Raw genomic sequence first — 23,595 nt, forward strand, 5'->3', positions numbered from 1 at the left:
GAGGTCGACCGGATGGTGCTGAACCGCCTGCTCCGCGCGGGTGAGGGCAAGATGGTGAAGCGGCTGCGCAACATCGCCGATCACATCAACACCCTCGAAGACGACGTGAAGGACCTGTCGGACGCCGAACTGCAGGCGAAGACCGACGAGTTCAAAGAGCGGTACGGCAAGGGTGAGTCGCTCGACGATCTGCTTCCGGAGGCCTTCGCGGTCGCCCGTGAAGCCGCCAAGCGGGTGCTCGGGCAGCGGCCCTACGACGTGCAGATCATGGGTGGCGCCGCGTTGCACCTCGGGCAGGTCGCCGAGATGAAGACCGGTGAGGGCAAGACGCTCACCTGCGTGCTCCCGGCGTACCTCAACGGGCTGTCCGGCAAGGGCGTGCACGTCGTCACCACCAACGACTACCTCGCCAAACGCGACGCGGAGTGGATGGGCCGCATCCACCGCTTCCTCGGGCTCGAGGTCGGCGTGATCCTCGCCGAGCAGGACCCGCAGGAGCGCCGCCGGCACTACAACGCCGACGTCACCTACGGCACGAACAACGAGTTCGGCTTCGACTACCTGCGCGACAACATGACGTGGTCGCTCGACGAGTGCGTGCAGCGCGGGCACAACTACGCGATCGTGGACGAGGTCGACTCGATCCTCATCGACGAGGCGCGCACACCGCTGATCATCTCGGGCCCGGCGGACCAGTCGTCGCGGTGGTACATGGAGTTCGCCCGCCTCGCACCGCTGATGCAGGGCATCGACACCACCACGATGGGCTCGCGCGAGCGCGTCGAGAAGGCCAACCTGATCAACTCGAAGTACCACTACGAGATCGACGTGCGCAAGCGCACCGTGGCGGTCACCGAGAAGGGCGTGCGGTTCGTCGAGGACCAGCTCGGCATCGAGAACCTTTACGAGGCCGCGAACACGCCGCTGGTCGGCTACCTGAACAACGCGTTGAAGGCCAAGGAGCTCTACAACAAGGACAAGGACTACATCGTCCGCGACGGTGAAGTGACGATCGTCGACGAGTTCACCGGCCGCATCCTGGTGGGCCGCCGCTACAACGAGGGCATGCACCAGGCGATCGAGGCCAAGGAGAAGGTCGAGATCAAGGCCGAGAACCAGACACTCGCCACGATCACGCTGCAGAACTACTTCCGCCTGTACAACAAGCTCGCGGGCATGACCGGTACGGCCGAGACCGAGGCCGCGGAGTTCCACCAGACCTACAAGCTGGGTGTGGTGCCGATCCCGACCAACCGGCCGATGGTGCGCGCCGACCGCGCCGACCTGATCTACAAGACCGAGCAGGCCAAGTTCGAGGCCGTCGCCGAGGACATCGCCGAGCGGCACGAGAAGGGCCAGCCGGTGCTGGTCGGCACCACGAGCGTCGAGAAGTCCGAGCACCTCTCGAAGCTGCTGCTGAAGCTGGGTGTGCCCCACGAGGTGCTGAACGCGAAGTACCACGGCCGGGAGGCGCTGATCGTCGCGCGCGCCGGCAAGCTGGGCGCGGTCACGGTCGCCACGAACATGGCCGGCCGCGGTACCGACATCGTGCTGGGCGGCAACCCGGACATCATCGCCGACCAGGAGCTGCGCGAGCAGGGCCTGGACCCGGTCGAGAACTCCGAGGAGTACGAGGCCGCGTGGCCGAAGGTGCTCGAGGAGATCAAGGCCGGCGCCAAGGAGGAGGCCGAGCAGGTCCGCGAGGCCGGCGGTCTCTACGTGCTGGGCACCGAGCGCCACGAGTCCCGCCGCATCGACAACCAGCTGCGCGGTCGTTCCGGCCGTCAGGGCGACCCGGGCGAGTCCCGGTTCTACCTGTCGCTGGGCGACGACCTCATGCGCCGGTTCAACGCCGTGATGGTGGAGCGCGTGATGACCACGATGCGCCTGCCCGACGATGTGCCGATCGAGCACAAGATGGTCTCCAAGGCCATCAAGAGCGCGCAGACGCAGGTCGAGCAGCTCAACATGGAGACGCGCAAGAACGTCCTCAAGTACGACGAGGTCATGAACGAGCAGCGCAAGGTGATCTACGCCGAACGCCACCGCGTGCTCGAGGGTGAGGACCTGCGCGAGCAGATCGAGCACATGCTCGTGGACGTCGTCGGCGCGTACGTGGACGGAGCGACCTCCGAGGGCTACGCCGAGGACTGGGACCACGAGCAGCTGTGGACCGCCCTCAAGACGCTCTACCCCGTCGGCCTGAACTGGGACGACCTGGTGGAGAACGGCGACCTCGACGCCGAAGGCCTGCGCGAGGCGCTGGTCAACGACGCGATCGACGCGTACAACAAGCGCGAAGCGGAGATCGACGAGCTCGTGGGCGAGGAGGGCGCGATGCGCCGCCTCGAGCGCCAGGTGATGCTCACCGTGCTGGACCGCAAGTGGCGTGAGCACCTCTACGAGATGGACTATCTCAAGGAGGGCATCGGCATGCGGGCGCTCGCCCAGCGCGACCCGCTGATCGAGTACCAGCGCGAGGGCTTCGACATGTTCCGCGCAATGCTCGACTCGCTGAAGGAGGAGGCCGTCGGTTTCCTGTTCAACCTCCAGGTCGAACGCAGCGAGCCGGCACCCGCGCCGCAGCTGGACCCGTCGGCGCTGCCCGCCGGCGTCACGTCTGCCACCGCCGCCGCGGCCGCCTCCTTCGGCGACGACAGCGGCCGCCACTCGCGCCCGACCCCGCCCCAGCCGCCCACCACCGACACCGAGTCGGTTCCATCGGCCCTGCGCGGCAAGGGCGTCGGCGGCGGCGTCCAATCCGGACTGACCATGTCCGGCCCCGCCGAGGGCGGTGGCGTGGAGTCCCATTCGGACAGTGCCGGCACCGACGCCGCCGGCGCGGGCAACACCCGCCGCGAACGCCGCGCCGCCGAGCGCGCGCAGGCGAAGAAGGGCAAGAAGGGCCCGCGTCGCTGACGCAGGTTTCCTGGAGGGCGGGCCGCATTCGTGCGGCCCGCCCTTTTTGCGTGCTGCACGGGGTGTGGCAGGCGGCGTCGCGTTCGGACAATGCCGAAGGATCGGCGCGCGTGGCCCGGGGCGCCCGACGCGGTTTTTGTGTGGTGGGGCCGCGTTCCGACGTTGCGGCGGGCGATTGTCCGGGTGTGGGCAGCACTCGTCGTGAGCATTACCCGGCCGCGAGGGAAGCGCGTTTCGCGCGCTGGGCCGGTTTGCCCCCGGTGCGGTGGGTGGCGCGCTGAGCGGCGTCCGGACGATGCCGAGGTCGGCGGCCCGGGCGCCGGCGGCGTGCCTTCACGTGACGCGAACCGGGTTCGCGCCTAACGTGGTCGGTGGTGCCGTCGAGGGGGAGAGCCGTGGCTGACCTGGAAACCTTCACGCAGATGTTCGCGCCGGAGCACAAGGCGGACCCGTATCCGCTGTACCGCAAGTGGCGCGAGGCGGAGGCCGTCGCCGAGATCGCGCCGGGGTTCCTCGTGGTGAGCGGCCTGGGGGAGGCGACGGACGTCGTGCGCGATCCCGCGTTCGGGCATCCCGAGCCCGAGGTCCTCGACCCGGCTGCCCGCCACCCGGACGACCTGGTCGACGCCGAGGGCCGGCCGGTGGTGTCGTTCCTCGGGCTCAACCCGCCGGACCACACGCGCCTGCGCCGGCTCGTGTCGAAGGCCTTCACGCCGCGGATGGTCGAGCGCCTGCGCCCGCGCGTCGAGGACATCACCGCGCGCCTGATCTCCGACCTGATCGACGCCGGTTCGGCCGACCTGATGACCGCGCTGGCCGCGCCGCTGCCCGTCGAGGTCATCAGCGAGATGCTCGGCGTCCCGATGGCGGACCGTTCGCGCTTCGCCGAGTGGTCGCACGCGCTGGCCCGCGCCCTCGACCCGGCGTTCCTCGTCGCCGACTCCGTGCTCGAAGAAGCGGGCGAAGCCGGGCGCGAGTTCAACGCCTACTTCCGCGAACTGGCCGCCGAACGCCGCCGCAACCCCGGCGAAGATCTCCTGTCGGACCTCGTGGCCGTCACCGACCAGGGCGACAAGCTCACCGAAGCCGAGCTCCTGGTCACGCTCACCCTTCTACTCGTTGCCGGCCACGAAACCACCACCAACCTCATCGGCAACGGCGTCCTCGCCCTGCTCGCCACCCCCGCCGGCCTCCGCTCCCTCGGCGACGACGGCGCCTTCGCGTCCAACGCCGTCGAAGAAGTCCTCCGCTACGACTCCCCAGTGCAGCTCACCAGCCGCGTGGCCCTGCGGCCGACGCGCGTCGGCAGCACCGACGTCGCCCCCGGCGCCCAGGCCATCGTCCTCATCGGCGCCGCCAATCGCGACCCGGCCACCCACCCGGACCCGGACACCTTCGACCCCACCCGCGAGCCCTCCCGCCACCTCGCCTTCGGCCAGGGCATCCACTTCTGCCTGGGCTCACCGCTGGCCCGCCTCGAAGGCCAGACCGCCCTGCGCGAGCTTGCCGTCCGCACGCCCACCCTCCACCTGGCCGGCGCCCCGACCTGGAACCCGACCGTCACCATGCGCGGCCTGTCCGAATTCCCGGTGGCGATCGGCTGAATCCGCGAGGTTCACGCGACGATTCGAGCGGCCGCCGGCCCTCCTGCCCGTGTCGCCACCCGTCGCCGATTCCGGCGATGGGCTCCTCGCGAAACCAAGAAGCCCGTCGCCGAGCTGACGCCGTGACCCGCGGTTTGGGACACCCGTCCCGTCAGGCAGCCGACGGACGCACCGGCACCGCACGCGCCGGACCCAGACGCGGTGCCAGCAGGTGGAACCGAGTGCAAACCCACCCTGTCCGCGTCCGTTTGAACCGGGCGGCCAGAGCCAGCACCCGAGGCCCGCTCCGGATGGTCGTCGCGGCCTCCAGGGCGAGATCCGTCGGCTGACACAGGTGCAGCGTCCCGATCCGGTGGCGCGTGCTCGGCAGGCGGCTGTGCGTCAGGAGCCGCGCGAACAGGGCCGGGTCGACGAGGTTCTGCACCTGCGCCGCGGCGCGGCGGCCGCCGAGGACTTCGAGGATGGCGTTGAGGCGACCGGTCAGCTGGCGTTCGCTCGGGGGTCCCAGGAGCTGCACCACGTTGTGGCCCGCGGGTGGCAGGTCACGGACCTGCGGGCGGCGCCGCGCGACGCGGTGGGCGGGGCGGGGCCGGGCGGCGGGCTCGCTGTCCGCGAGGCCCCGGAGGCGGTGGGTCGTCATGTGTTCCTCCCCTGAAACGCGGACGATCCGCTGCAGGTAGTGCCCGGACAAACCCGGAACCGGGACCGCCTGCGCCTGATCCGGCGAATTCCGCGAATCCGCCCATTCCGATCCGCAAGATGCGCTACGCCTGTTGCCGCACACGCGGATCGCTAGGGTGAGCCCGTGCTCAAAGGCTTGCTGGTCGACTACGCCGGCGTCCTCACCGACCCCGACGCCCACCTGCTCTACGACTACCTGCGCGCCATCCGCTCCGGCGGCAAACGCACCGGCCTGGTGTCCAACGCGCCCGGCGCCACGTCAGCCGTCCGCCACGAGCTGGCCGGCTACTTCGACACCCTGGTCTTCTCCGGCGAGGTCGGCGTCGCCAAACCCGACCGCGAGATCTACCTCGTCGCCGCCGAACGCCTCGGCCTCGCCGCCGCCACCTGCGCGTTCGTGGACGACGCCGCCCGCAACGTCCGCGGCGCCGCCGAGGCGGGCATGGTCGCCATCCACCACGTCACGATGGAGGACACCCTCGAAGAGCTGGCCGCTCTGTTCAGCTAGACCGTCGCACCAGCTCGAACGACAGCACCGCGGCCGCCGCCGAGACATTCAGCGACTCGACGTCGCCAGGCATCGGGATGGAGACCCACTCCGTCACCAGCTCGGCCACCGCCGCCCCCACACCTTCGGTCTCCCCGCCCAGCACGAACGCCGCCCGCTGAGGCAGCGCAACGTCGAACACCGTCGACTTACCCGACGCACTCAGCGCGTACAGGCTGTATCCCGCTTCAGTCAGCATTTCCGCCGCCTCACGCGCGCTGCCGCACCGCAGCACCGGCGCGCGGAACGCCACTCCGGCCGAAGCCTTGACCACCATCGGGTCCAACGCGGCCACTCCCCGCCGCGGCACGATCACGCCTTCGAGGCCGGCGGCGGTGGCCGTGCGCAGGATCATGCCGACGTTCGCCGGCGTCGTGATGCCGTCGAGCAGCAGGACCCGCGCGGGCGGGCGGCGGTCGTCCAGCGCGGCGGCCAGCGAGCGCATCCGCGGCGCGACGACGTCGGCCAGCACGCCTTGGTCCTGCTTGCCGTTGCCGGCCAGCACCTTCACACGGTGGGCGCTCGCTCGCTGCACCGGCACCCCGGCGTCCCTCGCGGCGCGCTGGATCTCGGTGGCGGCCGGGCCGCGGGCGGTGTCGGCGAGGATGACCTTGTCCACCTGCAGTCCGTCGTCGGCCAGCGCTTCGAGCACCGGCTTGCGCCCGTAGACGGTCAGGAACCGGTCTTTCGGAGAAACCTCCGCCTCATCACCCACGCCGGTCAGTCTCGCACTGTGTAAGGATCGGCCCATGCCCGACCGCCTGTCCGCGCTCGACGCCTCGTTCCTGTACGTCGAGGACCACGCGACCCCGATGCACGTCGGCGGCGTGGCGATCTTCGAGCGCCCGCGCAGCGGGTTCGACTACGCGCACCTGCTCGACCTCGTCGGCTCGCGCCTGCCGTTCCTGCCGCGCTACCGCCAGCGCGTGCTCGACGTCCCCGGGCACCTCGCCCGGCCCGTGTGGGTGGACGACGTCGACTTCGACCTCAACTACCACGTCCGCCGCTCCGCGCTGCCCCAGCCGGGCACCGACGAGCAGCTGTTCGACCTGGTCGCGCGCCTGATGTCACGACGGCTGGCGCCCGAACGCCCGCTGTGGGAGGCCTACTTCGTCGAGGGTCTCGCCGGCGATCGGGTGGCGCTGGTGACGAAGACGCACCAGTCCGTTGTGGACGGAATCGGCACCATCGACCTCGGTCAGCTCATCCTCGACGACGCCCCGGTGCCGCCCGAGCCGTACGAGGACACCTGGACACCGCGCCGCGAGCCGAGCCGCGCGCAGGTGGTGTTCGACGCCGTGAGCGAGGCCGTGCAACGCCCCGGTGAGCTGGTGGAGAACGTCCGCTCCGCCACCAACGACGCCCTGACGTCGGTCGGCAAGGTCGCCGAGACGCTGGGGGACGTGGCGTCCACGCTGCGCACCGTCGTCAACCCGGCGCCGCAGGGCCCGCTCAACGTGCGCGTGTCGGGCGGCCGGTTGTTCTCCGTGGTGCGCACACGGCTGGAGGACTACCGCAAGATCCGCGCGGAGCACGGCGGGACCGTCAACGACGTGATCCTCACCGCGATCACCGGCGCGCTGCGCGAGTGGCTCCTTTCGCGCGGGGTGAACCTCACGTCCACGGCCACCGTGCGCGCGCTGGTGCCCATGGCCGTGCGCGATGCGGAGACGGCCGAGTACTCCACGCCGGCGCTCGTCGGCAACCAGGTGGCGGCCTACCTCGTCGACCTGCCGGTGGGCGAGCCGAACCCCGTGCTGCGACTGCAGCACGTCGGCCACGCGATGACCGAGCACCTCGACTCCGGCCGTTCGGTCGCCGCGCGCGGGCTGCTGAAGGTGAGCGGCTTCGCCCCGGCGACGTTGCATTCGCTCGGCGCGCGGGCCGGCGGTTCGCTGTCGGGCCGGATCTTCAACCTCATGATCACCAACTCGCCGGGGCCGCAGGAACCGGTGTACGCGGGTGAGGCGAGACTGATCGAAATGTTCCCCGTGATGCCGCTGATGCGCACCCAGGCGCTGGCGATCGGGGTCACGTCCTACCACGGCGGTGTCTACTTCGGACTCAACGGCGACCGCAAGGCCGCGTTCGACGTCGACCTGCTCGGCGGGATGATCGAAGAAGCGTTGGAAGAGCTGAAGGGTGCGCACTGGTGAGGGTCTACATTCCGGCGACGATCGCGATGCTCCGTGAACTCGAGTCGAACGGCGAGTTCCGGGCCCGCAGCGGCACGGCGTTCGCGCTGACGCCCGCGCTGCGCGAGGCGTACGTGAGCGGCTCCGACGAAGAGCTGGAGTACGCCGCGTTGCTGGACGCCGCCCGCGCGTCGCTGCGCCTGATCAACGCGGAGGAAAAGGGCGAGCCCCGCCGCGCGGTCGTGTCGGCCGACGTGGACAACGTGACGCTGCGCGCGGACCTCGACGCCGCCGTCGTCCGCCTCGACGGCCCCGTCGCGCTCAGCCAGATCGCCGCGATCCATGTGGACTCCGCGGAAGCCGCCGACGCCGTCTCCGCGGCCGCCGCCGTGATCGACGCCGCCGACCTGGGCGACGAGGACGCCGAGTTCGTGCTGGGTGATGCGGAGGACCACGAGCTGGCTTGGTATGCGCCGCAGGAGCTGCCGTTCTTGCTGGAGCTGATGTAGTCCCCGGTTTTGTCGGACCCGGCCGGCAGAGTTCGGTCTCGTGACGGAACTCGACTTCTGGCAGCTCATCGACGCCACTCGTGAGGATGTCGCCGCCCGCGCCGCCGACCTGCTCGCGGCTGCCCGCGCACGGAAATCGTTGCCGCGCGCGGGTTTTGGGCGGGCTCCTCACGGAGTCCTACCGCAGCTCCCTGTGGGCCGCCGCGTGCCTCATCAACGGCGGCTGCTCCGACGACGGCTTCGACTACTTCCGCGGCTGGCTCCTCACCCAGGGCCGCGAGGTCTTCACCCGCGCGCTCGCCGACCCCGACTCGCTGGCCGACGTGCCGGCCGTCCGCGCCGCCGCCGCTGAAAGCGAGGAGCTGCAGTGCGAAGAGATCCTGTACTTCACCTCGGCGGCCTATCTCGCGGCTACCGGGGAACCACTTCGGGAGGACTCGGTCGTGTTGCCGCCGCTCGACCCGGACTTCGACGTCGAGGATCCGGAGTACGTACAGCAGCGGTTGCCGCGGTTGTCTGCGCTGTTCACCGCCTGAACGAAGTCAGCGGCGGAGCTCGGCGCGGTCGAGGACCCAGGCGGTGTCGTCGCGGGTTGAGCGACGGCCGACGATGGGGAGCTCCCGGCAGTAGGACGCGACGTACGGCAGGAGCCCGTCGATGGCCCACGCGGCCGTCTGCGGCGCGACACCGCCGGTGAGCAGGATCGCGAGCATGCCCTCGTGGACGCGCACGGCTTCCCGGTCGGTGGGGACCATGGCGAACGCGGCGCTGGAGACGGCGGGGTAGCGCGCAGGTACTGGTCGCCCAGCTGCTTGCACACGCCGCGGATCTGGCAGCGCCCGTCCTCTGCGGCAGGCGAAGGCAGCGTGAGCTCGGAGCACAGTCGTCCGATGAGCAACTCGCCGAGGTTGGCCTTGTTGAGCATGTGGTTGTAGAGCGAAGGGGGTCCGGTGTCGAGGGCGTCGGCAGGCGCCGCATGGTCAGGACCTCGTGGCGCTCGCCTGGGTCACGGACACCCCCACCCCCGGCCTCGCCACGGCCCTGCACAACTGGGCCGGCGAGACGGCCGGCGAGGCCTCGCCCGAGCACGCAGCCGTGGGCTGAGCCTCTGTGGGCGTCAACCGCCGATGAGCGTGCCGACCTGGTCCGCCGCCGGGGCGGTCACGTTGACCGGAGAGCCCCACGCCGAGTAGCGGGCGGTGATGCGGGCGCTGCCCTGGCCGCCGGAGCCGCGCACGACGGGGGACAGGTCGAGGACCAGCTGCAGGGGCCGGTTGTCCTCGTCGAGCCACAGGTCGAGGGGGACCTTCGTGTTGCCCACCTGCGCGTCGACCGGGAGGCCCGCGGGGAGTTCGGCGCCGAGGTGGGCCAGGTCGACGTCGACGCGGTAGTGGAAGGCGTCGGTGCCGTCGAGGGTGGTCGCGTCGCCGCCGGTGAGGGCGCCCGCGGTGCGGACCTGTTCGAGCGTGCGCGCGGGGTCGTTCTGTTCGGCGAGCTGCGCGAGGCTACCGCCGAGGACTTGGGAGAAGGGGTCGCTGCCGTCGGGCGAGACCTTCACCCAGGGTTTGCGCCCGGTCACTTGGTCGAGGGCGCTCGGGGGGACCTTCGCGTACAGCGTCTGCGCGACCAGGCGCAGCTCCAGCGGCTCGCCGACGTAGTCCGTGGTCATCTGCAGCGACGTGCCACCGGGGCCGAACACGGCCTCGCCCTGGCCGTGGGACACGAGGGCGCCCGCGACGACGTCGGTGGTGAACTTCGCGGAGTGACCGGCGTTCGTGGCGGCGACGGCCGCGTCGGCCAGGGCGCGGGCGTCGGAGAACCGCTCGGGCGAAGCCGAACACCCGCCGATCACGAGCAGCGCGGCGCACGCCACGGCCGTCCTGCGCATCCGGAAAACCCCGTCCTGACCGCGGAAAGAGACCCTACAAAAGCACAGGTGCACCCGAGAACCCGTTCGGGGGAAGTGGCACTACCCGTAGTAACGCGAAGGGCGCCCCAACGGTTGTCGAGGCGCCCTTCGGGCCAAGCAGCGAGCGGTCAGCCGCCCATGTGCTTCGCGATCTCGTTCACGTCCGCGATCTGGTCGGCCGGCGGAGCGGTGACCTCGACCGGGGCGCCCCAGTCGCTGTACTTGACGACGATCTTGCCGGAGCCCACGGCCGAGGCCGGCGCGCCCATCGCCTTCATCACTGCGCCCTCGTCCATCGTGATCTGGAGCGGGAGCTGGTCCTTGTTGAGCCAGATCTCGGCCGGCATCTTGATGTCCTTGCCCGTGAGCAATTCCTTGGCCTGGGCCCGGGACTCGGCCGGGACAGTGGCCAGCACCTTGTCAATCGACTTGGCGATGTCGATCTCGACGTTGTAGTGGTTCACCTGCTGGCCGTCCAGCGTGGTCTGGTCCGAGCTGACGATCTTGCCGCCCTGGCTGATCTGGTCGAGGATCTTCGTCGGGTCACCCTGCTCGGAAGCCTGCGACAGGCTGCCGGAGAGGGCCTTCGAAATCGGGTCGTCGGAGCCCGGCGAGACCTTCACCCACGGCTTGTCGGTACCGGCCTGCGCCATCACCGCAGCCGGAAGCTTCATGTACATCGTCTTGTCGATGAGCCGGACCTCGATCTGCTGACCGTGGGTGGTCATCGTCATCGACATCTTCAGGTTGGCCGGGTCATAGGACGCGACCCCCTCGACGCTCAAGTTCTCGCCGCCGGCCGACATGGTCATCGACATCTTCGACGACTTCGACTTCGCGGTGCCTTGCTTGGACGCGCTCGCCAGCTCCAGCACGTTCGCGAACGGGGCGGCGATCCCCGAGGCAGCCTTGTCACCCGCCGGCGCCGCGATCCCGTTCTCAGACTTCGAACCACAGCCCGTCAGAACGAGCGCCAGCGCGGCACCCGCTGCGACGACGAAAGTGGTTTTGCGCATGCAATCCCCCTATGAAGGTCATTACTCCACCCGCAGTATCGCTGGATCGGGGCAGCGGTTACGCCCTTCAGGTCACAATTTGGGTGACCAATCACCCGATGTGCCGTCCACCTGCGGAGTAATCATGGGACGCGCGGGGACCGTCGCCGGTTCCCGCCTACTCCGCGCCACCCGCTCGGGAAACGAGCAGCCGCCGCAGCGACGCCAGCCGCTCGCCGCTCGCGCGGCCTTCGGTGACGACGGCGTCGAGCGCGCAGTTCGGGTCCTCCGGCGGGCCGAGGTGGCCGCAGTTCGTGGGGCACTCCTCGGCGGCCTCGGCGAACTCCTCGAAGGCGTTCACGATGTCGTCGGCCGTCACGTGCGCCAGCCCGAACGACCGCACGCCCGGTGTGTCGATCACCCAGCCGCCGCCCAGCAGGGGCAGCGGCAGCGCGATAGCCGCCACGGAAGTGTGGCGCCCCTTGCCGACGGAGCTGACGACGCCCGTGGCCAGCGCCGCGTCGGGCACCAGGCGGTTGACCAGCGTGGACTTGCCGACGCCGGAGTGCCCGACGAGCGCCGTGACGCGGCCTTGCAGGCGTTCGGCCAGGCCTTCGGGCTTCTCGTCGTGGCGCGTGACGACGGCGGGCACGTCGAGGCCGGCGTAGCTCGCGAGCAGCTCGTCGGGGCTGGCCAGGTCGGCTTTCGTGAGGCAGAGGACGGGTTCGAGCCCGCCCGCGTAGCAGGCGACCAGGCAGCGGTCGATGAACCCGGTCCGCGGCGGGGGATCGGCGAGCGAGGTGACGATCAGCAGCTGGGCGGCGTTCGCGACGACCACGCGCTCGTACGGGTCGGTGTCGTCGGCGGTGCGGCGCAGCACGCTGGTGCGCTCGTCGACGCGAACGATGCGGGCGAGGGTGTCCGGCAGGCCCGAAACGTCGCCGACCACGGCGACCATGTCGCCGACGACCACGGAGACGCGTCCCATCTCGCGGGCGCGCATGGCCGTGACCACACGGAGCGGATCGGCGTCGATGGCGCACGTCCAGCGGCCGCGGTCCTTGCCGATCACCATGGCGGTGACGGCGTCCGCGTGCTCGGGCCGACGTTTGGTCCGGGGCCTGGTGCCCTTGCCGGGACGGACCCGCACGTCGGATTCGTCCAGCTTGCTCCAATCGCCTCGCGCCAAACCGCCCACCGTCCTCCCGGTCAGTCCTGCCTGGTCGAAATGATCCCATGCCGGTCGCGCCCGGCCGGGCCTGCGTGTAACGATGGCGTCTTGAGAGGTGCGAGGAGGCTGGCATGTGCGGCCGTTACGCGGCGACCAAGGACCCCGCGAAACTGATCGACGAGTTCGCCGCGGTCGATTTGACCGAGGGTGCGGCGCGCGAGGACTACAACGTCGCGCCGACCAAGAACGTCGTCACCGTGGTCCAGCGCCACCCCCGCGACGCCGAGGGGCAGGTGCTCGAGGACGAGCCCGCCGAGCGGTCACTGCGGATCATGAAGTGGGGCCTCGTGCCGTTCTGGGCGAAAGACCCCTCCGTGGGCTCGCGCATGATCAACACGCGCGCCGAGACGGCGGCTGAAAAGCCGGCCTTCAAACGCGCTCTGAAGTCGCGCCGCTGCCTGGTGCCGGCTGACGGCTGGTTCGAATGGCGGCGCACGGGCAAGGAGAAGGAGCCGTTCTACATGACGGATCCTTCCGGCGCGTCGCTGGCGTTCGGCGGGATCTGGGAGAGCTGGCGGCCGAAGGACGGTTCGGCGGACTCCGAACCGCTGATCACTTTCTCGATCATCACGACGAACGCCGAGGGCCGGCTGCGGGGCATCCACGACCGCATGCCCCTGATCGTCCCGCGCGAGCACTGGGACGGCTGGCTCGACCCGGATCAGTCCTCTGTGGACGGTCTCCTCGTCCCGACGCCGCCGGACTTCGTCGAGTCACTTGAGCTGCGGCCGATCTCCACGCTGGTCAACAACGTCCGCAACAACGGCCCACAACTGCTCACCCGCGCCGAGCCCTCGGTGGATTCGGACGCGCTTTTCTGATGGCCACCCTCGAGATCGACACTCCCCACGGCCCCGCGCGCGCCGAGCTCCACTGCGCGAAGGACGGCGCCGCGGTGCTCCTGCTCGGCCACGGCGCGGGCGGGGGGATCGGGGCGAAGGACCTGGTCGCGGTGGCGCAGGCCGCGAAGGCGGCCGGGGTGCACGTGGCGCTGGTGGAGCAGCCGTACCGGGTGGCGGGACGCCGGGCGCCTGCGCCGGCGAAGCAGCTGGACGCGGCTTGGCTGGCGGTGGCGGACGAGCTGTCGGCGCACTTCGGCGACCTGCCGTTGGTCTTCGGTGGGCGGTCTTCCGGTGCGCGGGTCGCCTGCAGGACGGCTTCGGCTGGTCAGGCTGTGGCGGTGTTGTGCCTGGCGTTTCCCGAGCACCCGCCGGGCCGGCCGGAGAAGACGCGGCAGCCGGAGCTGGACGCGGTGGACGTGCCGACCCTGGTGGTGCAGGGCGAGCGCGATCCGTTCGGCCGCCCTTCGGCGGGGCCGCACCACGAGGTGGTGGTGGTCTCGGGGGACCACACTTTGTCGGCCGACTTGGACGCGGTGTCGCGCGCCGCGGCGGAGTGGCTGGGACGGGTGTTGAGGCCGCACCTGTGAGTGATCATGCGTGGTGGCTGCCCGGTCAGGGGCCAAGGCAGTTGCCCACAGGCGTCCCCAGTTGTGGACAACCAGGGCGTGTCTGACAGTGCTTCAGTCCAGCGAGTGGCCAGGCCGCGCCATTGTCTGCGCAGGTTGCCGCCGCGCTCGACGACGATGCGGCCGCGGTAGTCGACCGGATCGGACACGGGCGGACGAGTCGCCGCGAAGAGTGCGCCTTGTCGCCTCAGACCCGGTCGGGACGAGTGCGAGACCGGCCGCGCCCGACACGGGCGATCCGCAGGTGCCGCATCAGGTGCGGAAACATGGTCGGTCCCCGGCCTGCCCGGGACCGACCAACACCACCGGCGGTCGGCCGCTCCCGTCGACAAAGTGGTGGATTTCCGTGCTCCACCCGCCGCGGGAGAGGCCGACCGCGTGATCAGGCGGCTCGGTGAGCAGATCCGTGTCGTTCGCCCAGCCCCCGGCGCCATGGATGGTGGTGGCGTGCGACACGTCCCGCCAAGCGATCCCGCACCGATACCGGCAGATGATCCAGCGCAAACCGGCAACAGGTCCTCGATCAACGCCCCATTGCTCGCTGAGCGCAACTGAAACCGCGGCACGACCGGCAGCATCCCGGCAACACAGCGCAGCTCCTGTCGGACATGCCTCAGGCCCGCGCGGCGGCTTATCACCGGTTTGTCGGAGGGGGTCGGTATAGCGGAACGAGGGCGCGCCCAGAAGGGTGACGGTTTGACCGGCAGTGGGGGTCTGTCCGTCGGAAGAAGCCATCAGCCGGCGATCGAAGCCACCACGGCCCCCGTCAACCGCACGAGATCACCCGGCGCCAACTCCACCTCCAGCCCCCGCCGTCCGGCCGAGCAGTACACCGTCGAAAACCCCGACGCCGACTCGTCCACCACCACCGGCAGCCGGCTTCGGTGCCCCAGCGGCGAAATCCCCCCGAGCACATACCCGGTTGCCCGCTGCGCAGCCGCGGGATCCGCCATCCGTGCCTTCTTGCCCCCGGCGGCAGCAGCCAGCGCCTTCAGGTCGAGCGATCCCGTCACCGGGACGACGCCCACCGTGAGCTTGCCGTCGACGTCCGCCACCAGTGTCTTGAAGACGCGCGCCGCCTCCAGTCCCAGGGCCTCCACGGCCTCCAGGCCGTACGACTCGGCGCGCGGGTCGTGGTCGTACGAGTGGAGCGTGTGTGCCACCTTCTGTTTCGTGAGCAGCGCCGTCGCCGGTGTTCCCTTGCCCGCCATGGGATCGGAGTCTACGAAGAGGTCGGGAATGGACGCCCGCCACGTTCTGTTGAAAGAAACGTGACCACGACGCTTACCACTGCCCGCCCTCGTAGGCGCAGCACCGAGCAGGGCGTTCCAAGCCCGCGCGTAAACTCGGCGTTGCCGTATGCGCAAAAGCGCATCGACGCCGAACGGGAAGGGAACGGTTTGCCGAGCACCCCGAAGACCGCGCCGGAGACGGCGGCCGACGAGCTGGAGCTGGCGGAGCGTTTCGAGCGCGACGCGATGCCCCTGCTGGACCAGCTGTACTCGGCCGCGATGCGGATGACGCGGAACCCGTCCGACGCCGAGGACCTGGTCCAGGAGACCTACCTCAAGGCATACGCGGCGTTCGCCTCCTTCAAGGCCGGCACGAACCTCAAGGCGTGGATGTACCGCATCCTCACCAACACGTACATCAACGGCTACCGCAAGCGTCAGCGGCAGCCGGTGCAGCAGCCCACTGAGGAGATCACCGACTGGCAGATCGCCAAAGCGGAGAGTCACACCTCCAGCGGGCTGCGCTCGGCCGAGGTCGAGGCGATGGACAACCTCCCAGACGCCGACGTGAAGCAGGCGCTGCAGAAGCTGCCCGAGGAGTTCCGGCTGGCCGTCTACCTGGCGGATGTCGAGGGCTTCGCGTACAAGGAGATCGCCGAGATCATGGACACGCCCATCGGCACCGTGATGTCCCGTCTGCACCGCGGTCGCGCCCAGCTGCGCGACCTGCTGGCCGACGTCGCGCGCGAGCGCGGCTTCATCCGCGGTGACCGCGAGGAGGTGGCGAAGCGATGAGCACGGGTGACGCGCCGGAGACCGAGGACAAGGTCCGCTGCGAAGAGGCGCTTTCGGAGATCTACCTGCTCCTCGACAAGGAGTGCAGCCCTGTGCGCGACGCCGAGCTGCGGCGCCACATCGAGGACTGCCCGCCGTGCCTCGAGGAGTACGGCATCGACGAGCAGATCAAGGAGCTGCTGCATCGCAAGTGTGGCGGTGACCTGGCGCCGGCGGAGCTGAAGAGCCGCCTGCGCGCCTCGATCCGCCAGACCGTGGCCACGCGCGGCGGCGTGACGGTCGAGCGGACCGAGATCACCGTCGAGCAGCGCACCGGCGAGTAACCCACGCTCTGAACACGACGACGGCCCCCGTACCAGCTGGTGCGGGGGCCGTGTCGCGTCCGGACGCCGGAATCAGGCGTTGGGCTTCTTGCCGTGGTTCGCGCCGTTCTTCTTGCGGTCGCGACGCTTGCGGGCGCGCTTCGACATGCTTCACTCCTCGTATTCACACCGGATGGCCCGGGTGCGGGGTGCCGGAGCACCTGCCGGGCTCGGGTCAACCGCTCCAGTCTGTCATGCGTGCCCCGGCTCACCTGCGGCGCCCGTGCTGATCGGCGTCCGCTCTGGTTTGATGGGCGGATGACCGGAGGAACCGCGCACCACGCACTCGTGGTCGCCGAGTAGCTCGTGTCCACGCTTTCCGACCTGCTCGCCGAGAACACCGGCCTTCCGGGCGAGGCGGCCGACCACCTGCAGACCGTCGTCGCCGAGTGGCAGCTGCTGGCCGACTTGTCGTTCGCCGATTTTCTGCTCTGGGTCCCCGTCGCGAAGGACCTGCAGCCCGAGGGCGGCGATTTCGTGTGCGTCGCGCACGCCCGGCCCACCACCGCGCCCACCGCGCACCCCGAGGACGTCGTCGGCACGCGGTTCACCGTCGCCGAGCACCCGGAGCTGGCGAAGGCCGTGCGTGAGCGGAAGATCGGCCGCGAGGAAGACCCGCACTGGTACCGCGACCTGCCGATGCGCCGCGAGGCCGTGCCGGTGACCTTCGGCGGCGAGGTGATCGCCGTGCTCAGCCGCGAAACGAACCTGGCCGCCCCGCGCGTGCCGAGCCCACTGGAGATCGCGTACCTGGGCAGCGCGGGCGACCTGTGCCAGATGATCGTCGACGGCACGTTCCCGCCCCCGGGCGGCAACCAGGCCGACACCCACACCAGTCCCCGCGTCGGCGACGGCCTCATCCGCCTCGACCCGAGCGGCACCGTCGTGTTCGCCAGCCCCAACGGCCTGTCCGCCTACCACCGCATGGGCCACGAGTCGGACCTGGTGGGACAGCGGCTGGCGCCCTTGACGCGTTCGCTGATCCGCGACCCGTTCGACGCCACCGAGGTCTCACACCGCATCATCGAGGCTCTCGACGGAAAGCCCTCCACCCGCACGGAGGCCGACTCGCGCCGCGGCGCCGTGGTGCTGTTCCGTGCGCTGCCGCTGCGGCCGTCGGGCCAGGCGGCGGGCGCGCTCGTGCTGGTCCGCGACGTCACCGAGGTCAAGCGCCGCGACCGCGCGCTGCTGTCCAAGGACGCGACGATCCGCGAGATCCATCACCGCGTGAAGAACAACCTCCAGACCGTCGCCGCGCTGCTGCGGCTGCAGTCGCGCCGGACCACGAGCGAAGAGGCCCGCCTCGCACTCGGTGAGTCCGTGCGGCGCGTCTCGTCGATCGCGATGGTCCACGAGGCCCTGTCGATCTCCGTCGACGAGCGCGTGGACCTCGACAAGCTGCTCGACAACGTCCTGCCGATGGTCGGCGAGGTCGCCACCGCCGAGTCGCAGGTGGGGCTCACGCGCAAGGGCTCGTTCGGCATCGTCGTGGCCGAGATCGCGACGCCGCTGGTGATGGTGCTGACCGAGCTCGTGCAGAACGCCATCGAGCACGCCTTCCCCCAGGGCCGCCCGGGCAAGGTCGAGATCATCGTGGAGCGTTCCGCACGCTGGCTCGACGTTCTCATCCGCGACAACGGCCGCGGCCTGCCCTCGGGCTTCTCCCTGGAACGCAGCGACGGCCTCGGCCTGCAGATCGTGCGCACGCTGGTGGAGTCGGAACTGCGCGGGTCCCTGTCGCTGCGCAAGGTACGCACGGACTCCACCGGCGCGCGCGTGCCGGGCACCGAGGCCGCGCTGCGCATTCCGCTGTCTCGTCGGCTCTAGCGCCAGTACTCGACGCGCTGCCCGTCGGTGTCGGCCACGAAGATGACCGCGTCGGCGCCGTCGACCTGGGCCGGGCTCAGTGGGAGGTGCCCGGGCAGGATCGGCTCGCCCGTGCCGGTCGACGCGGGCAGCGCCGTGCGCAAGGCCCCCGCCGGGAACAGCGCGCGACGGGTGGTGGCCGTTGCCAGCTCGCCCTGGAGGGTGCGGGGTTCGGCGTGGGGGTTGGCGTCGGCGGCGACGAAGACGTACCGCTCGCCCAGCGTCAACGCGACGAGCGCGCCCGCGCTGCCCCACGTCGCCTCCTCCGGGCCCATCTGCAGGGTGGACGGCACGCGCTGCAGGTGCACGTTGTGCGCGAACACCAGGCTCGGCCCGCGGTCGCGCTCCTGCGAGCGCATCGCGAGCAGGTTGTCGGCCATCATCTCGGCGCGCAGGCTGAGCAGGGTTCCGAACCGATCGGGCGCGGCGAAGGCCATCGCCGCGTGGTAGCGGAGCAGGCCCACGGCGGTGCGTGCGTGCGCGGCGGCGAGCGCGTAGCCGGTGGGATCGACAGGCTGGAGCACGGGTGCCGCGCGGTGGAGGGCACTGGCGAGGTCGTCGGCGACGATGCGCAACGCGCGGGCGCGGTCGGAGCCGCCGATGGACGCGGCCGCGTCGTACACGGCCTGCTCGTTCGTCCAGTCGTCGTCTTCGCCGAGCAAGGCGTCCAGGCCGTGGATCGAGGCCGGCCGCAACGTCGTGGGCAGGTAGTCGATCACGGCGGTCAGCGCGTGCCGCGGGCTCGGTGCGGAGGTGGTCTCGGTCGGCGCGTCGAAGCCGTGGAACCGTACCTGATCCTCGGGCGCGCGGCCGGCGTTGTGCTCGCGCAGCCACTCGACGAGCTCCCGGTTGCCCGGCACCCGATCGAACGAGTGGCTGAAGCCGGTCTTGAGCACCTCGTCGAGGTCCGCTTCGCCGCCGGTCACGTAGTCGTCGACGATGGACGCGGCGAAGACGTCGGTCTCCAGAGAGACGGACCGGTAGCCCCGCTCGACGAGGTGAGCGAGAAGTTCGTTGCGCAGCAAGGGAAACGCTCGGATCCCGTGCGTCGGCTCACCGAGGGCGAGCAGCGCGGGACCGGCCTCGGCGAGCAGCTCGTCGACGGCGCGGCCCAGGCTCGCCGCGTCGCCGATTTCGCGGCCAAGCCCGCGCAGGGTGGTGGCGGTGGACATGGAAAACCCCTTCCAGAGAAACCTCTCCTCGACCGTATCGTTGAAGAATCGAGTGAAACCTCGCCGCGGTTCACCTGCTGTTGACGACCGAAAGCCTCAAACGGAGGTTCACCCTGCGCCCCATCGACCTCGCGCGGGAGCACGGCTTGTCCGCCCAGGCCGTTCGCAACTACGACGACGCCGGCGTGCTCCCGCCGACCGAACGCAGCGACACCGGCTACCGCCGCTACACGTCTCTTCACGCGCAGGCCCTGCGTGCCTTCCTGGCATTGCGCGCGGGCCACGGGCACCAGCCGGCAGTGGAGATCATGCGCTGGATCCACCGCGGCGACGCCGAATCCGCCTACCGGCTCATCGATGCCGCGCACGTCGCCCTGCTCACCGAACGCGACACCCGCACCGAGGTCGCGACGGCCCTGAGCAGCCTGTCCACGGCACCGGTGAACCTTCAAGGCGCGCCGCTGACCGTCGGCGAGCTCGCCCGCCGTCTCGACGTGCACCCGGCGACGCTGCGCGCCTGGGAAACCGAGGGCATCCTGCGTCCTGAACGAGACCGCGCCACCGGCTACCGCGAATACGGACCCGACTGCGTGCGCGACGCCGAGATCGCCCGGCAGCTGCGCCGCGGCGGCTACCGGCTGCGCCAGGTCGCCCAGCTCCTCGACTCACTGCGCGAAGCGGGCGGGGCCGACGCGTTGAGCGCCTTCCTCGACGTCTGGCAGCAGCGGCTCACCGCCCGCAGCCGCGCCCTGCTCGCCGGCGCGGCCCAGCTCGACGCCTACCTCACCGCGTGCGGCTCGTGAGTGCCGAAGCCGGCACTCACGAGCCCTGATCACGCCTGGCTGAGCTCGACGACCGGGAACTCGACGCGTTCCGGAGCCCGCCCGGCCTGCAGCATCCACGCCTCGCCGGTGCCCTCGCCCGCGGCGATCGTTGCCACCGCGGACGCGATTTCCGCCGGAGAAGCCACGGCCAAGCCGTTCGCCACGAGCGTGTCCTTGAGCCCGCCGATCATCCGCGTCTCGACGAACCCCGGGCACACGGCGTTGAGCGTGATCCCCGAATCGGCACAGGCCGGGGCCAGCGACCGCACCAGGCCGATGATCGCGTGCTTGCTCGCCGAGTACACCGGGTCGAAGGTGGCCGGCGAGATGCCCGCGAGGCTCGACGTCACCACGATCGCGCCACCGCCGTGAGCCCGCAGCGCGGGCACTGCGGCGCGGAGACCGAACAGCGTGCCGTCGACGTTCACTGCCAACGTACGGCGGTAGCGCGCGAGGTCGATGTCGTCGAGGCCACCCGCGCCGCCGGTGCCGGCGTTGAGGTGCACGACGTCGAGACCGCCGTACTCGGCCACCGCCGCGGCCACGGCGGCTTCGTTGTCCTCGGGCCGCGTGACGTCGGTGCGCACGAACAGGCCCCCGACCTCGGCGGCGACCTCCGTGCCCGCGGCTTGGTCGACGTCGGCCACCACCACCCACGCGCCCTCGGCCGCGAAGTGCCGTGCGACAGCGGCACCGATGCCGCTCGAACCCCCGGTGATCAGCACGACAGTCATGCCGGCGTCTCCTCTCCGACTTCGGCCGCGATGGCGGCGGCGACACTCTTGCGGCGGGCGTAGACCCGCGTGGCGACCTCGAGCGCGAGGTACACGGCCACGTACTGCAGCCCGCTGATCAACGGCACCCGGTCCACGGGCAGCGCGTAGGCCAGCACTACGCGCACCCCGGCGTCGAGCACGAGCACCACGCCCCACATCGCGGTGGTCACGCGCAGCACGTGGCGGTAGGTGGCCGAGCCGAGCCAGTTGCGCTCGATGCGTTCGCGCGCCTCCTGGCCGAGGAACGACCGCAGCACCTGGTACAGGAACGGTGTGCGCAGCAGTGTCGCCAGCATCCAGAGCCCTGCGGCCGCGGTCATCCAGCCGTCCTTGGCCAGCAGGAACCGCGGGCTGCCGGACAGGAACGACGTCGCCACGCTCAGCACCAGGATGGAGAGCGTGAACACCGCGAGCGTGTCCACGCGCCGCTTCGTGAGCATCGTCTGCACGGCGCGCACGGCCGGCGGGACGACACCCGCCAGCAGCGCCAGCCACTGGTTCACGCCGAGCGCGCGCAGACCGTAGAAGAGCGCGGCCGGGGCGACGAGGTTGATGGCAAGGTTGACGACCAGCTCCCGGCGCAGTCCCGGGGGAGCGGCAGGCTTCTCGGGAGGGGCCAGTGTGGTCATCACTGAACCTCGATCCGCTGACGGTCGCGGTGGCGCCAGGTTTTGGCGAGCACGGCGACGGTGATGGCGGCCAGGACGACCAGCGCGAGCCAGCCGATCCAGCTGCCGGTGGAGGTGAAGACGCTGCCGAGCGCGGGGTTGAGCACGCGCGCTTCGAAGAACAAGTACGCGAGCGGTCCCGTCGCCGCGAGGATGAGCACGGTGCCGGCGACGGCCGTGGCGAGCGTCCAGCGGCCCAGGCGCAGGTTCGCCACCGCCAGTGCGAGCGAAAGCACCAGCACGACAACGAAGAACGGCACCCAAAACCCCCACAACGCGGGGTCGAGCACCGGCACCCGGGCACCGGACGCGGTGGCCACGAGCGTGGCCGAGCGCTGCACGAACAGCGCCACCACCAGCAGGACCGCCAGCACGATCCCGCTGCCGACCTCGCTCCACGTGGTGGTCGCCGTGGCGTCGGAGAACGGGAGCTGGTCGGGTTTCCAGTCCTGGTCGGGTTCCCCGGGGCCGCGTTCGCTGCCGAAGCGATCAACGAGTACATAAAGGACGGTGACCCCGGCGAACAGGTACACCGCGGCGGTCAGTGTCACGCCCAGTGGCGAAAAGATCGCCGTCGCGACGTTTTCGCCGCGCACCCAGTGCCCGATCGCGTTCACGAGGTAGGTGATCGGCAGCACGGTCGCGCTCAGCAGCCGCATCGCTTTGGCGTAGTACGGGTAGTTCGCCGGCCCGATCAGCACGGTCGCCTTGTCCGCATACCGCGTCGCCAGCTGGGCCGGGTCGCCGAGCTCGGCCAGCGCCGCGTACTCGGCCTGGCCCGGGCGCTCCCCGAGCGAGACCCGTGCCTCGACGTCATCGGCGATCGCGGCGCGCAGCTCGCGGTCGATCTCGCCGCGGTGCTTGCCCGAGACGTGCCGCACGGCGGCGGCCACATATCGGTCGGTGAGTGTGGTGCTCATGGTTGTTCCCCCAGTTCGGTGTCTGCTTCGGTGTTCGTCTCCGGGTCCGCTTCGGTGTCCAGCCGGCTCAGCGCGGTGTCGATGGCGCGCCACTCCTTCTGCAGCTCCCGCGCGAGCCGCAGCCCGTCGCGGCTGGTGCGGTAGAACTTCCGCGGCCGGGTGCCCGAGGTGTCCCACTCGCTGGTCAGCAGCCCCTGACCCTCCAGGCGGCGCAACAGCGGGTACAGCGTGTTGGCCGGCGCGGGCACCCCCGCGCGCTCCAGCGCGTCGAGCAGTCCGTAGCCGTACCCGGGCTGCTGCAGCGCCAGCAGGCTCGCCAGCACGACCATCCCCCGCCACAGCTCCTGCCGATGCGCGTCCAGCAAGTCGGTGTCTTTCACGCTTGCCACGATAGTGTGTGAGACACGGTATCGTCAAAAGGTAATGATGTGTGAGATACCAGGGTGCGCGAGAGAGGGTCCCGCGCCGGCGCGGGTGGCATCCCGTCAAGGTTCCGTTCGGCCAACGTTCAACCGACGGCGCGCCGCTCATCGGGACTGCGGGCGACGACGGAGAGAACTCAGGCCGGCGGCGGGGAGTGTCGAACGCGAAAGATCTTCTACCTCAGGGCAACCGGCCGAGCGGATCAGTCCACAACGGACGGCCGGCGGGCGGCTGGGTCGGCGGCACCGAAGAGGGCACGGCGAAGGCCGCTGGGCACACCCGAGGGAGGCGGCGACACGGCCCGATGCGCCGGCGGGGCACGCCGGATGAACCCGAAGGGGCGCGCCGGAAACCGGGTTGTGCCAAGAGCTGGTGCCGCTGCGGATGTGGTCGGCCCGAGGGGGCGCGAAGACAGCGCGGCCAGAAAAGCCCCGGACACGCCGAAGGGCCGGTACCGAACGAATCGGTACCGGCCCTCACGACGTTCCGCGGGAGGACTTGTTCAGTCCTGGTGAGGTGCGGCGCACCCGGGTTCGGGTGGTTTCACCTCGGTTGTTAC

24 protein-coding genes are annotated in these 23,595 nt (G+C 70.6%); 12 read left to right on the plus strand and 12 right to left on the minus strand.

The genetic code is table 11. The features are described from left to right. Positions 1–12 precede the first annotated feature (12 nt). Positions 13–2,919, plus strand: a complete 2,907-nt coding sequence (gene secA, locus AB0F91_RS03485; protein WP_360594366.1) for a preprotein translocase subunit SecA — start codon at positions 13–15, stop codon at positions 2,917–2,919. Between the two features lie 395 nt (positions 2,920–3,314). Continuing rightward, on the plus strand, positions 3,315–4,523 hold the full coding sequence (locus tag AB0F91_RS03490) for a cytochrome P450 (RefSeq protein ID WP_360594367.1): 1,209 nt from the start codon (positions 3,315–3,317) through the stop codon (positions 4,521–4,523). A 151-nt stretch (positions 4,524–4,674) separates the two neighbouring features. Here AB0F91_RS03490 and AB0F91_RS03495 read toward each other — a convergent pair whose 3' ends face one another. Beyond that, entirely contained in the window at positions 4,675–5,163 is a 489-nt protein-coding gene (locus AB0F91_RS03495) for an Rv3235 family protein (protein WP_360594369.1), read from the minus strand. Positions 5,164–5,328: 165 nt separating this feature from the next. On the opposite strand from AB0F91_RS03495, the gene AB0F91_RS03500 reads away from it, so the two are divergent. Then, a complete protein-coding gene (locus AB0F91_RS03500; protein ID WP_360594371.1) occupies positions 5,329–5,712 on the plus strand; it encodes an HAD-IA family hydrolase in 384 nt (127 codons plus the stop codon). Here the strand turns inward: AB0F91_RS03500 and AB0F91_RS03505 are convergent. Continuing rightward, the gene (locus tag AB0F91_RS03505; RefSeq protein ID WP_360594372.1) at positions 5,705–6,466 is read right to left on the minus strand and encodes an RNA methyltransferase; all 762 of its coding nucleotides are present in this window, start codon (positions 6,464–6,466) and stop codon (positions 5,705–5,707) included. The genes AB0F91_RS03500 and AB0F91_RS03505 overlap by 8 nt on opposite strands. A gap of 34 nt (positions 6,467–6,500) precedes the next feature. Here AB0F91_RS03505 and AB0F91_RS03510 point away from each other — a divergent pair, with 34 nt between their 5' ends. The 3 genes from AB0F91_RS03510 (at position 6,501) to AB0F91_RS03520 (ending at position 8,931) form a co-directional block, all read left to right on the plus strand. Beyond that, positions 6,501–7,907, plus strand: coding sequence for a wax ester/triacylglycerol synthase family O-acyltransferase (locus tag AB0F91_RS03510; protein WP_360594374.1), 1,407 nt, complete (start codon positions 6,501–6,503; stop codon positions 7,905–7,907). Then, entirely contained in the window at positions 7,904–8,395 is a 492-nt protein-coding gene (locus AB0F91_RS03515) for a hypothetical protein (protein WP_360594375.1), read from the plus strand. The genes AB0F91_RS03510 and AB0F91_RS03515 overlap by 4 nt, the downstream gene beginning before the upstream one ends. A gap of 86 nt (positions 8,396–8,481) precedes the next feature. Then, positions 8,482–8,931: a DUF4240 domain-containing protein gene (locus AB0F91_RS03520; RefSeq protein ID WP_360594377.1), complete on the plus strand. Its 450-nt coding sequence runs from the start codon at positions 8,482–8,484 to the stop codon at positions 8,929–8,931. Between the two features lie 6 nt (positions 8,932–8,937). Here AB0F91_RS03520 and AB0F91_RS03525 read toward each other — a convergent pair whose 3' ends face one another. From AB0F91_RS03525 to rsgA, 4 genes are all read right to left on the minus strand, one after another. Further along, a complete protein-coding gene (locus AB0F91_RS03525) occupies positions 8,938–9,150 on the minus strand; it encodes a hypothetical protein (RefSeq protein WP_360594379.1) in 213 nt (70 codons plus the stop codon). Positions 9,151–9,512: 362 nt separating this feature from the next. Further along, positions 9,513–10,283 (minus strand): hypothetical protein, encoded by a 771-nt coding sequence (locus AB0F91_RS03530; RefSeq protein ID WP_360594381.1) that lies wholly within the window; start codon positions 10,281–10,283, stop codon positions 9,513–9,515. Positions 10,284–10,432: 149 nt separating this feature from the next. After that, a complete protein-coding gene (locus AB0F91_RS03535; protein WP_360594382.1) occupies positions 10,433–11,320 on the minus strand; it encodes a hypothetical protein in 888 nt (295 codons plus the stop codon). A 157-nt stretch (positions 11,321–11,477) separates the two neighbouring features. Next, on the minus strand, positions 11,478–12,488 hold the full coding sequence (gene rsgA / locus AB0F91_RS03540; RefSeq protein WP_360594384.1) for a ribosome small subunit-dependent GTPase A: 1,011 nt from the start codon (positions 12,486–12,488) through the stop codon (positions 11,478–11,480). Positions 12,489–12,601: 113 nt separating this feature from the next. Between rsgA and AB0F91_RS03545 the strand changes: the two genes are divergently transcribed. Both AB0F91_RS03545 and AB0F91_RS03550 read left to right on the plus strand, forming a co-directional pair. Continuing rightward, the gene (locus AB0F91_RS03545) at positions 12,602–13,351 is read left to right on the plus strand and encodes an SOS response-associated peptidase (RefSeq protein ID WP_360594386.1); all 750 of its coding nucleotides are present in this window, start codon (positions 12,602–12,604) and stop codon (positions 13,349–13,351) included. Then, the gene (locus AB0F91_RS03550; protein WP_360594388.1) at positions 13,351–13,959 is read left to right on the plus strand and encodes an alpha/beta family hydrolase; all 609 of its coding nucleotides are present in this window, start codon (positions 13,351–13,353) and stop codon (positions 13,957–13,959) included. Before AB0F91_RS03545 ends, AB0F91_RS03550 begins: the two co-directional genes overlap by 1 nt. Positions 13,960–14,732: 773 nt before the next feature. Here the strand turns inward: AB0F91_RS03550 and ybaK are convergent. Then, positions 14,733–15,209, minus strand: coding sequence for a Cys-tRNA(Pro) deacylase (gene ybaK, locus AB0F91_RS03555; RefSeq protein WP_360594390.1), 477 nt, complete (start codon positions 15,207–15,209; stop codon positions 14,733–14,735). Between the two features lie 189 nt (positions 15,210–15,398). Between ybaK and AB0F91_RS03560 the strand changes: the two genes are divergently transcribed. The 3 genes from AB0F91_RS03560 (at position 15,399) to AB0F91_RS03570 (ending at position 18,214) form a co-directional block, all read left to right on the plus strand. Beyond that, on the plus strand, positions 15,399–16,025 hold the full coding sequence (locus AB0F91_RS03560) for a sigma-70 family RNA polymerase sigma factor (protein WP_360594392.1): 627 nt from the start codon (positions 15,399–15,401) through the stop codon (positions 16,023–16,025). Next, positions 16,022–16,348 carry a mycothiol system anti-sigma-R factor gene (gene rsrA, locus AB0F91_RS03565; RefSeq protein ID WP_360594394.1) on the plus strand — a complete coding sequence of 109 codons (327 nt, stop codon included), beginning with the start codon at positions 16,022–16,024 and terminating at the stop codon, positions 16,346–16,348. The genes AB0F91_RS03560 and rsrA overlap by 4 nt, the downstream gene beginning before the upstream one ends. Before the next feature lie 345 nt (positions 16,349–16,693). Continuing rightward, positions 16,694–18,214 carry a histidine kinase N-terminal domain-containing protein gene (locus AB0F91_RS03570; protein ID WP_360594395.1) on the plus strand — a complete coding sequence of 507 codons (1,521 nt, stop codon included), beginning with the start codon at positions 16,694–16,696 and terminating at the stop codon, positions 18,212–18,214. Here the strand turns inward: AB0F91_RS03570 and AB0F91_RS03575 are convergent. After that, positions 18,211–19,425 (minus strand): erythromycin esterase family protein, encoded by a 1,215-nt coding sequence (locus AB0F91_RS03575; RefSeq protein ID WP_360594397.1) that lies wholly within the window; start codon positions 19,423–19,425, stop codon positions 18,211–18,213. The two genes, AB0F91_RS03570 and AB0F91_RS03575, sit on opposite strands and share 4 nt — an antisense overlap. Positions 19,426–19,538: 113 nt before the next feature. On the opposite strand from AB0F91_RS03575, the gene AB0F91_RS03580 reads away from it, so the two are divergent. Continuing rightward, positions 19,539–20,228, plus strand: coding sequence for a MerR family transcriptional regulator (locus AB0F91_RS03580; protein WP_360595138.1), 690 nt, complete (start codon positions 19,539–19,541; stop codon positions 20,226–20,228). A gap of 29 nt (positions 20,229–20,257) precedes the next feature. Here AB0F91_RS03580 and AB0F91_RS03585 read toward each other — a convergent pair whose 3' ends face one another. Genes AB0F91_RS03585 through AB0F91_RS03600 form a run of 4 tightly spaced genes read right to left on the minus strand, consistent with a single transcriptional unit; the run spans position 20,258 to position 22,993 of the window. Then, positions 20,258–20,983, minus strand: coding sequence for an SDR family oxidoreductase (locus tag AB0F91_RS03585; protein ID WP_360594399.1), 726 nt, complete (start codon positions 20,981–20,983; stop codon positions 20,258–20,260). Next, positions 20,980–21,654 carry a VC0807 family protein gene (locus AB0F91_RS03590; RefSeq protein ID WP_360594401.1) on the minus strand — a complete coding sequence of 225 codons (675 nt, stop codon included), beginning with the start codon at positions 21,652–21,654 and terminating at the stop codon, positions 20,980–20,982. The genes AB0F91_RS03585 and AB0F91_RS03590 overlap by 4 nt, the downstream gene beginning before the upstream one ends. Next, on the minus strand, positions 21,654–22,613 hold the full coding sequence (locus AB0F91_RS03595; RefSeq protein WP_360594403.1) for a permease prefix domain 1-containing protein: 960 nt from the start codon (positions 22,611–22,613) through the stop codon (positions 21,654–21,656). Before AB0F91_RS03595 ends, AB0F91_RS03590 begins: the two co-directional genes overlap by 1 nt. Further along, on the minus strand, positions 22,610–22,993 hold the full coding sequence (locus tag AB0F91_RS03600; RefSeq protein ID WP_360594405.1) for a PadR family transcriptional regulator: 384 nt from the start codon (positions 22,991–22,993) through the stop codon (positions 22,610–22,612). Before AB0F91_RS03600 ends, AB0F91_RS03595 begins: the two co-directional genes overlap by 4 nt. Positions 22,994–23,595 lie beyond the last annotated feature (602 nt).

It is taken from the genome of Amycolatopsis sp. NPDC023774 (genome assembly GCF_040639695.1).
In the GTDB taxonomy this organism is placed as follows: Bacteria; Actinomycetota; Actinomycetes; order Mycobacteriales; family Pseudonocardiaceae; genus Amycolatopsis.

Excerpts from the sequence above, each read along its gene's own strand:
- AB0F91_RS03510 (WP_360594374.1), top strand. The coding sequence starts at position 6,501 with ATGCCCGACCGCCTGTCCGCGCTCGACGCCTCGTTCCTGTACGTCGAG.
- secA (WP_360594366.1), top strand. The coding sequence starts at position 13 with ATGGTGCTGAACCGCCTGCTCCGCGCGGGTGAGGGCAAGATGGTGAAG.
- AB0F91_RS03550 (WP_360594388.1), top strand. The coding sequence starts at position 13,351 with ATGGCCACCCTCGAGATCGACACTCCCCACGGCCCCGCGCGCGCCGAG.
- AB0F91_RS03595 (WP_360594403.1), bottom strand. The coding sequence starts at position 22,613 with ATGAGCACCACACTCACCGACCGATATGTGGCCGCCGCCGTGCGGCAC.
- AB0F91_RS03545 (WP_360594386.1), top strand. The coding sequence starts at position 12,602 with ATGTGCGGCCGTTACGCGGCGACCAAGGACCCCGCGAAACTGATCGAC.
- AB0F91_RS03520 (WP_360594377.1), top strand. The coding sequence starts at position 8,482 with ATGTCGCCGCCCGCGCCGCCGACCTGCTCGCGGCTGCCCGCGCACGGA.
- AB0F91_RS03535 (WP_360594382.1), bottom strand. The coding sequence starts at position 11,320 with ATGCGCAAAACCACTTTCGTCGTCGCAGCGGGTGCCGCGCTGGCGCTC.
- AB0F91_RS03525 (WP_360594379.1), bottom strand. The coding sequence starts at position 9,150 with ATGGTCCCCACCGACCGGGAAGCCGTGCGCGTCCACGAGGGCATGCTC.
- AB0F91_RS03590 (WP_360594401.1), bottom strand. The coding sequence starts at position 21,654 with ATGACCACACTGGCCCCTCCCGAGAAGCCTGCCGCTCCCCCGGGACTG.
- ybaK (WP_360594390.1), bottom strand. The coding sequence starts at position 15,209 with ATGGCGGGCAAGGGAACACCGGCGACGGCGCTGCTCACGAAACAGAAG.
- AB0F91_RS03575 (WP_360594397.1), bottom strand. The coding sequence starts at position 19,425 with ATGTCCACCGCCACCACCCTGCGCGGGCTTGGCCGCGAAATCGGCGAC.
- AB0F91_RS03530 (WP_360594381.1), bottom strand. The coding sequence starts at position 10,283 with ATGCGCAGGACGGCCGTGGCGTGCGCCGCGCTGCTCGTGATCGGCGGG.
- AB0F91_RS03585 (WP_360594399.1), bottom strand. The coding sequence starts at position 20,983 with ATGACTGTCGTGCTGATCACCGGGGGTTCGAGCGGCATCGGTGCCGCT.
- rsrA (WP_360594394.1), top strand. The coding sequence starts at position 16,022 with ATGAGCACGGGTGACGCGCCGGAGACCGAGGACAAGGTCCGCTGCGAA.
- AB0F91_RS03495 (WP_360594369.1), bottom strand. The coding sequence starts at position 5,163 with ATGACGACCCACCGCCTCCGGGGCCTCGCGGACAGCGAGCCCGCCGCC.